This window comes from Janthinobacterium sp. CG3, assembly GCF_000344615.1.
Taxonomy (GTDB): domain Bacteria; phylum Pseudomonadota; class Gammaproteobacteria; order Burkholderiales; family Burkholderiaceae_D; genus Janthinobacterium.
In genome coordinates this window covers 3209466-3221457 of the sequence record NZ_KB467824.1, presented here as the reverse complement: position 1 = coordinate 3221457, position 11992 = coordinate 3209466, and the positions used below count along the sequence as shown (strand labels likewise).

The 11992-nt window shown below is 66.5% G+C and carries 12 protein-coding genes; 4 read left to right on the top strand and 8 right to left on the bottom strand.

Annotation, left to right across the window (positions count from 1 at the left end):
- Positions 1 to 14 precede the first annotated feature (14 nt).
- The 7 genes from JANGC3_RS0114070 to JANGC3_RS0114040 form a co-directional block, all read right to left on the bottom strand.
- Entirely contained in the window at positions 15 to 635 is a 621-nt protein-coding gene (locus JANGC3_RS0114070) for a Maf family protein (protein WP_017877128.1), read from the bottom strand.
- Positions 636 to 660: 25 nt separating this feature from the next.
- On the bottom strand, positions 661 to 1131 hold the full coding sequence (gene rlmH, locus JANGC3_RS0114065) for a 23S rRNA (pseudouridine(1915)-N(3))-methyltransferase RlmH (protein WP_017877127.1): 471 nt from the start codon (positions 1129 to 1131) through the stop codon (positions 661 to 663).
- Between the two features lie 6 nt (positions 1132 to 1137).
- Complete coding sequence (rsfS, locus tag JANGC3_RS0114060) at positions 1138 to 1845, bottom strand: ribosome silencing factor (protein WP_017877126.1); 708 nt, start codon at positions 1843 to 1845, stop codon at positions 1138 to 1140.
- Positions 1846 to 2496 (bottom strand): nicotinate-nucleotide adenylyltransferase, encoded by a 651-nt coding sequence (locus tag JANGC3_RS0114055; protein ID WP_017877125.1) that lies wholly within the window; start codon positions 2494 to 2496, stop codon positions 1846 to 1848.
- Positions 2493 to 3407 (bottom strand): oxygen-dependent coproporphyrinogen oxidase, encoded by a 915-nt coding sequence (hemF, locus tag JANGC3_RS0114050; RefSeq protein ID WP_017877124.1) that lies wholly within the window; start codon positions 3405 to 3407, stop codon positions 2493 to 2495. The genes JANGC3_RS0114055 and hemF overlap by 4 nt, the downstream gene beginning before the upstream one ends.
- Before the next feature lie 156 nt (positions 3408 to 3563).
- The gene (gene purD, locus JANGC3_RS0114045; protein ID WP_017877123.1) at positions 3564 to 4832 is read right to left on the bottom strand and encodes a phosphoribosylamine--glycine ligase; all 1269 of its coding nucleotides are present in this window, start codon (positions 4830 to 4832) and stop codon (positions 3564 to 3566) included.
- 77 nt (positions 4833 to 4909) lie between these two features.
- Positions 4910 to 5635, bottom strand: coding sequence for a YebC/PmpR family DNA-binding transcriptional regulator (locus tag JANGC3_RS0114040; protein ID WP_017877122.1), 726 nt, complete (start codon positions 5633 to 5635; stop codon positions 4910 to 4912).
- A gap of 324 nt (positions 5636 to 5959) precedes the next feature.
- Between JANGC3_RS0114040 and JANGC3_RS0114035 the strand changes: the two genes are divergently transcribed.
- The 3 genes from JANGC3_RS0114035 to JANGC3_RS0114025 are packed head-to-tail and all read left to right on the top strand — an operon-like array spanning position 5960 to position 8304.
- On the top strand, positions 5960 to 6877 hold the full coding sequence (locus JANGC3_RS0114035) for a DMT family transporter (RefSeq protein ID WP_017877121.1): 918 nt from the start codon (positions 5960 to 5962) through the stop codon (positions 6875 to 6877).
- A 32-nt stretch (positions 6878 to 6909) separates the two neighbouring features.
- Complete coding sequence (locus JANGC3_RS0114030; protein WP_017877120.1) at positions 6910 to 7299, top strand: methylglyoxal synthase; 390 nt, start codon at positions 6910 to 6912, stop codon at positions 7297 to 7299.
- A gap of 30 nt (positions 7300 to 7329) precedes the next feature.
- Complete coding sequence (locus JANGC3_RS0114025) at positions 7330 to 8304, top strand: quinone oxidoreductase family protein (RefSeq protein WP_026132974.1); 975 nt, start codon at positions 7330 to 7332, stop codon at positions 8302 to 8304.
- 223 nt (positions 8305 to 8527) lie between these two features.
- Here the strand turns inward: JANGC3_RS0114025 and JANGC3_RS0114020 are convergent, their stop codons facing one another.
- The gene (locus tag JANGC3_RS0114020) at positions 8528 to 9166 is read right to left on the bottom strand and encodes a DUF4136 domain-containing protein (protein ID WP_035788682.1); all 639 of its coding nucleotides are present in this window, start codon (positions 9164 to 9166) and stop codon (positions 8528 to 8530) included.
- A gap of 175 nt (positions 9167 to 9341) precedes the next feature.
- Here JANGC3_RS0114020 and pepN point away from each other — a divergent pair, with 175 nt between their 5' ends.
- A complete protein-coding gene (gene pepN, locus JANGC3_RS0114015; RefSeq protein ID WP_026132972.1) occupies positions 9342 to 11990 on the top strand; it encodes an aminopeptidase N in 2649 nt (882 codons plus the stop codon).
- Positions 11991 to 11992: the final 2 nt, after the last annotated feature.

Below are 11992 nucleotides of genomic sequence, written 5' to 3'. Positions count from 1 at the left end.
GATCATACGCGCGTTCACGGGAGCGCCAGTCCGGCCTGGCGCAGCAATCGTGCGGTCTCGAACAGGGGCAGGCCCATGATACCGGAGTGGCTGCCCTCGATGTGTTCGACGAACAGCGCGGCGCTGCCCTGGATGCCGTAGCCGCCGGCCTTGTCGTAGGGTTCGCTGGTGGCGCAGTAGGCGGCGATCGAGGCCGCCGACAGCACGCCGAAGCGCACCTGCGAGACCTGGGTGAGGTGTTCGGCCAGGCCGTTGGAGTGCACGGCGATGGCCGTCAGCACCTGGTGGGTGCGGCCCGACAACTGCTGCAGCATGGCGACGGCCTCGGCGCGGTTGGCCGGCTTGCCGAGGATGGCGCCGTCGAGCGTGACGGTGGTGTCGGCCGCCAGCACCGGGCGCGCCTTGAGGTGGCGGCGCCGCACCAGGTCCCAGGCGTAGGCGGCTTTTTCATTGGCGACGCGCGCCACGTAGTCGAGCGCGGCCTCGCCGGGCAGGACGGTTTCGGTGACGTCGGCGCCGCGCGGGCCGTCGCTGCGCAGCAGCAGCAATTCGAAGTCGACGCCGATCTGGCGCAGCAGTTCGCGCCGGCGCGGGCTCTTCGACGCCAGGTAAATTTTCGTGTCGACCAGTTTCATCGTGTTTTCCTGGTATTTCCGCGGTTCAGACGCGATGATAGGGATGGTTCTGGGTGATCGACCAGGCCCGGTATAGCTGTTCGGCCAGCAGCACGCGCACCATGCCGTGCGGCAGGGTCATGCTGGAGATGCGGATCAGCCCCTCGGCGCGGGCCTTCAGGTCCGGGTCGAGGCCGTCGGCGCCGCCGATCAGGAAGGCCGTGTCGCGGCCGTCCTGCCGCCACTGCATCAACTGCTGCGACAGGCCGACGCTGGTCAAGTCCTTGCCGCGTTCGTCGAGCGCGATGATGCGCACGCCCTTCGGCAGCGCTTGCTCGATGCGCTCGCGTTCGAGCGCCATCGCGGTGGCGGCGGTCTTGCTGCCGGAGCGCTCGACCGGCTTGACTTCCTTGAGCACGACGCGGCACTCGGGCGGCATGCGCTTCGCGTATTCGGCGAAGCCCGTGTCGATCCAGGCCGGCATTTTGTGGCCGACCGCAGCGATGATGAGCTGCATGGAAGCTTACTCTGCTTCTTTTTTGATGCGCTTGATGACGGTTTTGGCTGGCGCCGCGTCGGCCGCGACCTTGACCGCTTTGACGCGCGGCGTTGGCGCCGACTTCGGTGGCAAGGCTTTCAGGGCCTTCACAGCCGCCGCTTCGGTCTTGGTCGGGGCGATCTTGACGGTTTTGCCGACGGCTTTCGAGGCTGCCGGTTTCTTCGGCGCGGCCTTGGCCTTGACGCCCGCGGTGGCCGAGGCTTTCTTGACCACTTTCTTCTCGATCACAGGCGACGCTTCGACTTTTGCCTTGGTGGCCGCCAGATGGCCGCCGGTTTTCTTCGGCGCTTCTTCGCTTTCGCTGGCGGTGCGCTTGGACGGCGCGCGTTTCGCCGCGCCCAGTTTCACCGGCTTGTCGCCCCAGATCTCTTCCAGGCGGTAGTAGGCGCGGATCGGCGCCTGCATGATGTGGACGATCATGTCGCCCAGGTCGACCAGCACCCATTCGCCGGTGTCTTCGCCTTCGATGCCGACGATGTCGCCGCCGGCTTCCTTGACCTTGTCGCGCACCGAGGCGGCCAGCGCCTTGGTTTGGCGGTTCGAGGTGCCCGAGACGATGGCGATGCGGTCGAACAGGCTGGTCAGGTGGACCGTGTCGAACACGGTGATGTCCTGGCCTTTGACGTCTTCAAGGGCGTCGACGACGAGAGTTTGTAGTTTTTTAATGTCCATTTAGCTTTTGTATAAATTATGTTGTTCAATATAGTCTAGCACTAGCGGGGCGATAAGCGAGTGTGCCGTCGTGCCCCGTTGTAATGCCGCACGTATTTCGGTGGCGGAGATATCCACCGCGAAGTCTTTTGCCAGATAAGTCAGACCGTGCGGCGTGTTGCGGATGTGTTCCAGGGTGCCCAGGCGGCGCGCGAACGCGTCCGCCACCGCCTGCGGCACCGCTGGCCCGTTCAGCGCGAAGCCCGGTCGGGCCGCCACGCAAAAATGGGCGAATTCAAATAACTGCCGCCAGTCGCGCCAGGTGTCGAGGCGCTGCAACTGGTCGGCGCCCATCAGGAACACCAGCGAGGCTTGCGGGCCGAACTCGGCGCGCAACTGGCGCAGCGTGTCGATGGTGTAGGTCGGCGCGCCGCGTTCGATTTCCTGGCAGTCGATGAAGACCGGCGCGGCCAGGCCGCCAAAGGCCAGGCGCACCATGTCGGCGCGCTGGGCCGGGGTCGCCTGCAGCGCGTCCTTCTGCCACGGCATGCCGGCCGGGATCACGCGCAGCTGGTCGGCCCGCAGTTGCTCGGCGAAATAGCCGCCGAGCGCGACGTGGCCCTTGTGCACCGGATCGTAACTGCCGCCGAGCAGCGCGACGCATGTCGTCACGCGGCCAGCCAGTCGCGGTGCACCAGGAAGTCGGTGTACAGCGCCGCCTCCGGGCTGCCGGCTTCCGGCTGCCAGTCGTAGCGCCACTTGACGATGGGCGGCATCGACATCAGGATCGCCTCGGTGCGTCCGCCCGACTGCAGGCCGAACAGCGTGCCGCGGTCGAACACCAGGTTGAACTCGACGTAGCGGCCGCGCCGGTAGGCCTGGAAGTCGCGCTCGCGCTCGCCGTAGGCGCAATCCTTGCGCCGTTGCAGGATCGGCAGGTAGGCGCCGACGAAGCTGTCGCCGACGCTGCGCATCATGGCGAAGCTTTGCTCGAAGCCGGCGGCGTTGAAGTCGTCGAAGAAGATGCCGCCGACGCCGCGCGGCTCGCGCCGGTGCTTCAGGTAGAAATACTCGTCGCACCAGGTCTTGAAGCCGGCGTGCAGGTCGGCGCCGAAGGGCGCCACGGCGTCGCGGCAGCTCTGGTGGAAATGCCGCGCGTCCTCCACGTAGCCGTAGTACGGGGTCAAGTCCATGCCGCCGCCGAACCACCAGACCGGCTCGCCGGCGGCGTTGCTGGTGGTGAAAAAGCGCACGTTCATGTGCACCGTCGGCGCGTGCGGATTGCGTGGATGCAGCACCAGCGACACGCCCATCGCCTCCCAGGCGCGGCCGCCCAGCTCGGGCCGTCCGGCCGCGGCCGACGGCGGCAGGCTGGCGCCGGTGACGTGCGAAAAATTCACGCCGCCGCGCTCGAACACGTCGCCTTCCTCGATCACGCGCGAGATCCCGCCGCCGCCCTCGGGGCGCTGCCAGGCGTCGCGGGCGAACGGCTGGCCGTCGAGCGTCTCGAGCGCTTGCACGATGCGCTGTTGCAGATCGAGCAAATAGGCCTTGACGGCGCTGGGGGAAGGGGAAGACAACATTGCGCGCTAGAATAAAAAAGTGAGGGGGGATTGTACCCTGTCGCGCGTTTTTGTGATAGCAAAATGAGGGGTGCGCCGGCGCCGGGCGCCATGGCGTCGAGTTGGCGCGATGTTGTCGGTCGGATTACGCCCGATGGGCTGATCCGACCCACTGTATTAGTGCTTCAGCCCGCGCCAGCCGATGTCGCGGCGGTATTGCGCGCCGTCGAAGTGGATCTTCTCCAGCGTTTCATAGGCGGTTTTTTGCGCCATCTTGACGCTGTCGCCCAGGCCGACGACGCACAGCACGCGCCCGCCGTTGGTGTAGAGCTTGCCGTCGAGCTGCGCGGTGCCGGCGTGGAAGGTCACCGAGTCCGGCGTTTCGGCCGGGATCGCGCCGATCAGCTGGCCCTTGACCGGCGCGTCCGGATAGCCGGCGGCGGCCATGACGACGCCGACCGCGGTGCGGCGGTCCCATTCCAGCTCGACCGCGTCGAGCGTGCCGTTGACGGCGTGCTCCATCACCGTGACCAGGTCGGTTTTCAGGCGCGCCATGATCGGCTGGGTTTCCGGGTCGCCCATGCGGCAATTGAATTCCAGCGTCTTCGGGTTACCCTTGTCGTCGATCATCAGGCCGGCGTACAGGAAGCCGGTGAAGACGATGCCGTCCTTGGCCATGCCCTGGATGGTCGGGTTGATGATCTCGCGCATCACGCGCGCGTGCATCGCCGGCGTGACGATCGGCGCCGGCGAGTAGGCGCCCATGCCGCCGGTGTTCGGGCCTTCGTCGTGGTCCTTCAGGCGCTTGTGGTCCTGGCTGGTGGCCAGCGGCAGCACGTTCTTGCCGTCGCACATGACGATGAAGCTGGCCTCTTCGCCGGCGAGGAATTCCTCGATGACGATGCGGGCGCCGGCGTCGCCGAACTGGTTATCGGAGAGCATCATGTCGACCGCCTGGTGCGCCTCGTTCAAGGTCATCGCCACCACCACGCCCTTGCCGGCGGCCAGGCCGTCGGCCTTGATGACGATGGGCGCGCCCTGCGCGTCGATGTAGGCGTGCGCCGGGGCCGGCTCGGAGAAGGTCCGGTACAGCGCCGTCGGAATGCCGTGGCGCTGCATGAAGGCCTTGGCGAAGTCCTTCGACGACTCCAGTTGCGCCGCCTCCTTGCTCGGGCCGAAAATCTTCAGCCCGCGCGAGCGGAACAGGTTGACGATGCCGGCCGCCAGCGGCACTTCCGGTCCGACCACGGTCAGGCCGATGTGCTCGGCGACGACGAAGTCGGCCAGCGCGTTGAGGTCGCTGATATCGATGTTGACCAGGCGCGGGTCGCGCGCCGTGCCGCCGTTGCCGGGCGCGCAATACACCATCTGTATGCGTTCCGATTGCGCCAGTTTCCAGGCCAGTGCGTGTTCGCGGCCGCCAGAGCCGACTACCAAAATTTTCATAAGAACCGTTCGTTCAGTGGTGACGCGGGCGACGGGGCCGCCCGCGGTGTAGCGATTAGTCGTCGACTGTTCGTCGATTAGTCTTCGATCAGCGCGTTCGAGAACACTTCCTGGACGTCGTCCAGGTTTTCCAGCGCGTCCAGCAGTTTTTGCATCTTGATGCCTTCCTCGCCGCTGAAGACGGTCTCGGTGGCCGGCTTCATGACGATCTCGGCCACTTCGGCCTTGAAGCCGGCCGTTTCCAGCGCGTCCTTGACGTTGGCGAAGTCGTGCACCGCGCACAGCACCTCGAAGCCGCCCTCGTCGTCGGTCAGCACGTCCTCGGCGCCGGCTTCCAGGGCCGCCTCCATCAGCGCGTCCTCCCGGGTGCCGGGGGCGAACAGGAACTGGCCGCAATGCTGGAACAGGAAGGCCACCGAGCCCTCGTTGCCCATATTGCCGCCGTACTTCAGGAACGCGTGGCGCACCTCGGCCACGGTGCGCACCCGGTTGTCGGTCATGCACTCGACCACGATGGCGGCGCCGCCGATGCCGTAGCCCTCGTAGCGCACCTCTTCGTAGTTGGCGCCGTCGACGCCGCCGCTGCCGCGGGTGACCGCGCGCTGCACGTTATCCTTCGGCATGTTGGCGTCGGCGGCCTTCTCGACGGCCAGGCGCAGGCGCGGGTTGGCGGCGACGTCGCCGCCGCCCATACGCGCGGCAACCGTGATTTCCTTGATCAAACGGGTCCAGACCTTGGCGCGCTTAGCGTCCGTTGCGGCCTTTTTGTGCTTGATATTGGCCCATTTACTGTGTCCAGCCATGTCGGATCTTCCTTAGACGGTGTGCAATTGTGGCCGACATTTTACCATATTGGCATGCCAAAATCTCCCCCGGCGGCGGCCTGGATACGCCGCTTCCCTGTGCGCGCGCAACGTCCCAGCCGCGATTTCCACAAATTCCAGGCGCCGGCGGCGTCCAAAAAATACCAGCGGCAAGCAGTCCGGGCTCGGGCCCTCGCGGTCTGCTCCGGGTTCGCGCCCCTGGTTTTGCCCCAAAAACCGCCATGTCGGGAGCTGACCCCGGCGTTGTCGCGTTGCCGGGGGAGGGCGTCAGCGACGTTTCGCTTTTGCCATTACAATCGATGCATGAGTACAATTCCAGCTGTTTCGCCCCAGCAGTCCCTTCCACGTTCGGCGTATCTGGGCGGCCTGTCGATCGCGGTCGGCGGCGCGGTGCTGTTTTCCACCAAGGCCATCGTCGCCAAGCTGTTGTACCGCTACCAGATCGACGCCGTGACCCTGATCGCTTTCCGCATGCTGTTTTCGCTGCCGGTGTTCGCCGCCGTGGCGCTGTGGAAGATGCGCACCGAGGCGCCGCTGGCGCCGCGCGACCGCTGGCGCCTGGTCGGCCTGGGCCTGGTCGGCTACTATTTGTCGAGCTTTCTCGATTTCCTCGGGCTGCAATACATTACGGTCGGGCTGGAACGGCTGATCCTGTTCCTCACCCCGACCTTCGTGCTGCTCATTAGTACGGTGTTCCTGAAGCACCACATCAGCCGGTTGCAGTGGCTGGCGCTGCTGGCCTCGTATTGCGGCATCGTGCTGGTGTTCGTCCACGATTTGCGGGGCGGCGCCGGCAATGTGGTGCTCGGCTCGCTGCTGGTGCTCGGGTCGGCCACCTCGTACGCGGTGTATCTGCTCGGTTCGGGCGAACTGGTCAAGCGCATCGGCGCGCTACGCCTGGTGTCGTACGCGATGTGCGTCTCCAGCGCCGCCTGCGTCGGCCAGTTTTTCCTGCTGCGCCCGGCGTCGATGTTGCTGCAGCCGCTGCCGGTGTACGGCCTGTCGCTGCTCAACGGCATCTTTTGCACGGTGCTGCCGGTGTTCATGACGATGACGGCGGTGCAGCGCATCGGCGCCGCCACGGCGTCCCAGGCCGGCATGATCGGCCCGGTGTCGACGCTGTTCCTGGGCGCGCTGGTGCTCGGCGAGCAAATCACGAACTGGCAGTTGGCCGGCACCAGCCTGGTGCTGGCCGGTATTTATATGTTATCGAAGAAATAGCCCCTTACCTCCCTCCATACGGACAGCCCACCATGACAACCCGCATCGCCCTGATTGCCCACGACAAGAAAAAAGACGACATGATCGCGCTGGCCGGCGAATACATCGATTTCCTGCGCACCTGCACGCTGTCGGCCACCGGTACCACCGGTGGGCGCCTGATCGACGAGTTGGGTCTGGTGGTCGAGCGCAAGCATTCGGGTCCGTTCGGCGGCGACTTGCAGATCGGCTCGATGCTGGTCGAGGGCCGGATCGATTGCGTGGTGTTCCTGCGCGACCCGATGACGCCGCAGCCGCACGAGCCGGACATCAACGCGCTGGTGCGCGCCTGCGACGTGCACAACGTTGCCTGCGCCACCAATCTGGCGTCGGCCCACCTGGTGCTGTCGCAACTGGCGGCGCGCGCCGCCGCGCCAGCCTGACTTCAACTTCACAACGACAAGGAAGCCCCTATGACTAAGACGATCAGAATGCGCCGCACCGGCGGTCCCGAAGTGATGGAATATGTCGACGTCGAGCTGGCCCCGCCCGCTCCCGGCGAGGCGCAGGTGCGGCACGAGGCGATCGGGCTGAATTACATCGACGTCTATTTCCGCACCGGCCTGTACCCGCAAGAGTTGCCGGCCGGCCTGGGCAAGGAGGGCGCCGGCGTCGTCGAGGCGGTGGGCGAGGGCGTCACCGAGGTCAAGGTGGGCGACCGTGTCGCCTACGCGGGCGGGCCGAACGGCGCCTATGCGCAAGTGCGCAACGTGCCCGCGGCGATGCTGGTGGCGCTGCCGGAGAAGGTCGATTTCGACACGGCCGCGGCGATGATGTTGCAAGGCATGACGGCGCAGTATCTGCTGCACCGCACGGTGGCGCTGAAGGCCGGCGACACGGTGCTGTTCCACGCCGCCGCCGGCGGGGTCGGCCTGATCGCCAGCCAGTGGGCCAAGGTGCTGGGCGTGACCCTGATCGGCACGGTCGGCTCGGACGACAAGGCGGAACTGGCCAGGGCGAACGGCGCCGCGCACGTGATTAACTACAACAGCGAGAATTTCGTCGAACGGGTGCGTGAGATTACCGGCGGCAAGGGCGTGCGCGCGGTCTACGACTCGATCGGCAAGGACACCTTCACCGGCTCGCTCGACTGCCTGGCGCCGCTGGGCACGATGGTCAGCTTCGGCAACGCGTCCGGGCCGGTGCCGCCGTTCTCGCTGGGCGAACTGACGTCGCGCGGCTCGCTGTTCATCACCCGTCCGTCGCTGTTCAGCTACATCGCCACGCGCGAGGATCTGCAGGCGACGGCGAGCTCGCTGTTCGGCATCGTCGCCAGCGGCGAAGTCAAGATTGCCGTCAACCAGCGCTATAACCTGGCCGACGTGGCGCAAGCCCATACCGAGCTGGAGTCGCGCAAAACGACCGGCTCGTCCATTTTAATACCGTAGGAAAGATGTGCGATGCTGACGACGAGGTGCCGGCGGGCGGGGGCGGCGACGGCTCGCCCAAGTTCGGCCGCCTGCTGATCGCGCTGGCGCTGGCGGTCTTGCTGATCGGCGCCATCACGCTGGGCGCCGAAGCGTACTATGCAAACCCGCGGCCCTCAATGCGGAGGCTGACTCTCGGGGGCCGCGCCCGGCGCCTGGCCTGTGGCGTCGACGAAGCGGGCGCTCACTCCACCTTTAAATCGACGCGGCGCGGCACGCCGCTCTGGCCCGGGAAGCCGGCGAAGGCGCTGGCGACCAGCGCCGGCATCACCACCGGCGTGGCCGCTACGCGGCTGGTGTTTTGCGCCGTCACGTCAAACAGTTTCTTGCCGTCGGCGCCGTCGATGGTCACCCGTAATTGCCGCTCGTAGTTGTGGCGTATGCTTTCGCGCATGTCGAGCGGGCCGAACATGAACGGGTCGTAATACGGCCGGAAGCCGTGCCAGCGCGGGTAGCCCCACGGATAGCGGTAGCCGTAGCGGCCCGGCCAGTAGCCCGGCCCGCTCCAGAACGGGTCCGTCATTTCCATCACGCGCACCGGCCGGTCGATGGTGGCGAAGCGCACCGCCACCTTCAGCCTGGCCGCTTCCGGGCCGGCGGCCTCGTTGAAGCCGAGCTTGCCCAGTTCGGCGCGCACCAGGTCCAGGTAGCTGCGGTATTCCAGCGTGTCCTCCACCTGCGCCGGCGCCTGGAACGCGTACGACTTGTCGCGCAGCTCGGCCGGCCACTGGTGGAAGGCGGTGACGTCGCTGCGGATGGTGGTGGCGCAGCCGGCCAGTAGCAAGCTCATCGCGGCGGCCAGCGTGGCGAGATATCTGATCATATTGATCTCCGGCAAAGGAATACACATTACAGGGGAATAGTTTACGTCCGTGTATCGCGCGTCGCTGGATTATTACAGATTGTTACCCCCGCCGTCCGCCGCGCTGAAGATTCGGCCGCGCACCGGGCTGGTGTTGGTAAAATAGGCTTTTGCCTCCGCCACCCACCAAATCCCTATGCGCACAGACAGCCCTCAGACGATTTACCGCAAAAATTACACCCCGCCAAGTTTTCTGGTCGAGAGCGTGGAGTTGGGTTTCGACCTCGATCCCGCCCGCACCATCGTCGCCAGCCGCATCACGCTGAGCCGCAACCCGGCCGGCGCCAACAGCGACATCGCGCTGCACGGCGAGCATATCGAACTGGTCGCCGTGCGCCTGAACGGCAAGGCGCTGAAGCCCGGCGAGTACGAGCTGAGCGACGCCGGCCTGACGATCCGCAAGGCGCCCGCCAAGGTCACGCTGGAAATCGAGACGGTGCTGGCGCCGCGGAACAATACCTCGCTGTCGGGCTTGTACGTGTCGAACGGCAACTTCTTTACGCAGTGCGAGGCCGAGGGCTTCCGCCGCATCACCTTCTTCCCCGACCGTCCCGACGTCATGGCCAAGTACACGGTGATGCTGCGCGCCGACAAGGACAAGTTCCCGGTGCTGCTGTCGAACGGCAACCTGGTCGAAGAGGGCGACCTCGGCGACGGGCGCCACTACGCCAAATGGGAAGATCCGTTCAAGAAGCCGTCCTACCTGTTCGCGCTGGTGGCGGCGCGCCTGGTCTGCCAGGAGGAGCGCTATACGCTGCGGTCCGGCCGCGAAGTGCTGCTGCAAGTGTGGGTCGAAGAGGGCAACCTCGACAAGGCCGACTACGCGATGCAGTCGCTGAAAAACAGCATCCGCTGGGACGAGGAGCGCTTCGGCCTGGAGCTGGACCTGGACCGTTTCATGATCGTCGCCGTGGGCGACTTCAACATGGGCGCGATGGAAAACAAGGGCCTCAACATCTTCAACACGAAATACGTGCTGGCGAACCCGCGCGTGGCCACCGACATCGACTACGCCGGCATCGAGGCGGTGGTCGGCCACGAATACTTCCACAACTGGACCGGCAACCGCGTCACCTGCCGCGACTGGTTCCAACTGTCGCTGAAAGAGGGCCTGACGGTGTTCCGCGACCAGGAATTCTCGGCCGACATGATCGGCACCGACACCGGCCGCGCGGTCACCCGCATCGACCAGGTGCGCACGCTGCGCCAGGCCCAGTTCCCGGAGGACGCCGGGCCGATGGCGCACCCGGTGCGGCCCGACTCCTTCGTCGAGATCAACAACTTCTACACCGTCACGATCTATGAAAAGGGCGCCGAAGTGGTGCGCATGATGCAAACCCTGGTCGGGCGCGACGGTTTCCGCAAGGGCATGGACCTGTACTTCGCGCGCCACGACGGCCAAGCGGTGCAGTGCGACGACTTCCGCGCCGCGATGGCCGACGCCAACGGCCGCGACCTGGGCCAGTTCGAGCGCTGGTACAGCCAGGCCGGCACGCCGCTGGTGAAGGCCGTCACGCACTACGACGCCGAGGCGCAGACCTACCACATCACGCTGGCGCAGAGCTGCCCGGCGACGCCGGGGCAGAGCGACAAGCTGCCGTTCCACATCCCGGTGGCGGTCGGCCTGCTGGGCGCCGACGGGCGCGACCTGGCGCTGCACACGGCCGGCTCGGCCGGCGCCACCACGGTGCTGCTGGAGCTGACCGAAACCAGCCAGAGCTTCCACTTCAGCGGCGTCGCCGAACGGCCGACGCCGTCGCTGTTGCGCGACTTTTCGGCGCCGGTGGTGCTCGACTACGACTACAGCGACGCCGAACTGCTGCACCTGTTCAGCCACGACAGCGATCCGGTGAACCGCTGGGAAGCGGGCCAGCGCCTGGCCATGGAGCGCCTGCTGAAGCTGACGGCCGCGGTCGCCGCCGGCGCGCCGCTGGCGCTGGACGCGACCTTCATCGCCGCCCAGCGCGCGCTGCTGGTCGACGACACGCTCGACGCGGCCTTCCGCGAACTGGCCTTGGTGCTGCCGTCGGAAACCATCATCGCCGAACGGATGGACGCGGTGAACCCGCAGGCAATCCACATCGCCCGCCAGTTCATGCGCCGCAGCATCGGCGCCGCGCTGAAAGCGGAATTGCTGGCGCAATACCAGGCCAACCAGACGCCGGGGCCGTACAGCCCGGACGCGCTGTCGGCCGGCAAGCGCGGGCTGAAAAACCTGTGCCTGTCCTACCTGCTGATCGCGCCCGGCGCGGCCGAGTTGGAACTGGCGCAGCGCCAGTTCGACAGCGCCGGCAACATGACCGACCGCGCCGCCGCGCTGTCGGCGCTGATCCATTCGGGCGCGCCGGAGAACGCCGCCAGCGCGCTGAAAAGCTACTTCGCCGACTTCGAGCAAGAGGCGCTGGTGATCGACAAATGGTTCGCCATGCAGGCGAGCGCGCCGGGCACCAACGTCGCCGCCGTGCGCGCGCTGATGACGCACCCGGCCTTCACGCTGAAGAACCCGAACCGCGCGCGCAGCCTGATCTTCAACTTTTGCGCCGGCAACCCGTCGCAATTCCACGCGGCCGACGGCAGCGGCTACGCCTTCTGGGCCGAGCAGGTGATCGCGCTCGACGCGCTCAACCCGCAGGTGGCGGCGCGGCTGGCGCGCAGCATGGACCGCTGGCGCCGCTACGTGCCGGCGCTGCAAGTGCACATGCAGGCCGCGCTGGAACGGGTCAGCGCCAGCGCCAGCCTGTCGAACGACGTGCTCGAAGTCGTCAGCAAGGCCCTGTCGAACTAAAC

Coding starts and splice junctions, on each gene's coding strand:
- JANGC3_RS0114070 (WP_017877128.1), bottom strand. CDS start 635: ATGAAACTGGTCGACACGAAAATTTACCTGGCGTCGAAGAGCCCGCGC.
- rlmH (WP_017877127.1), bottom strand. CDS start 1,131: ATGCAGCTCATCATCGCTGCGGTCGGCCACAAAATGCCGGCCTGGATC.
- rsfS (WP_017877126.1), bottom strand. CDS start 1,845: ATGGACATTAAAAAACTACAAACTCTCGTCGTCGACGCCCTTGAAGAC.
- hemF (WP_017877124.1), bottom strand. CDS start 3,407: ATGTTGTCTTCCCCTTCCCCCAGCGCCGTCAAGGCCTATTTGCTCGAT.
- purD (WP_017877123.1), bottom strand. CDS start 4,832: ATGAAAATTTTGGTAGTCGGCTCTGGCGGCCGCGAACACGCACTGGCC.
- JANGC3_RS0114040 (WP_017877122.1), bottom strand. CDS start 5,635: ATGGCTGGACACAGTAAATGGGCCAATATCAAGCACAAAAAGGCCGCA.
- JANGC3_RS0114035 (WP_017877121.1), top strand. CDS start 5,960: ATGAGTACAATTCCAGCTGTTTCGCCCCAGCAGTCCCTTCCACGTTCG.
- JANGC3_RS0114030 (WP_017877120.1), top strand. CDS start 6,910: ATGACAACCCGCATCGCCCTGATTGCCCACGACAAGAAAAAAGACGAC.
- JANGC3_RS0114025 (WP_026132974.1), top strand. CDS start 7,330: ATGACTAAGACGATCAGAATGCGCCGCACCGGCGGTCCCGAAGTGATG.
- JANGC3_RS0114020 (WP_035788682.1), bottom strand. CDS start 9,166: ATGATCAGATATCTCGCCACGCTGGCCGCCGCGATGAGCTTGCTACTG.
- pepN (WP_026132972.1), top strand. CDS start 9,342: ATGCGCACAGACAGCCCTCAGACGATTTACCGCAAAAATTACACCCCG.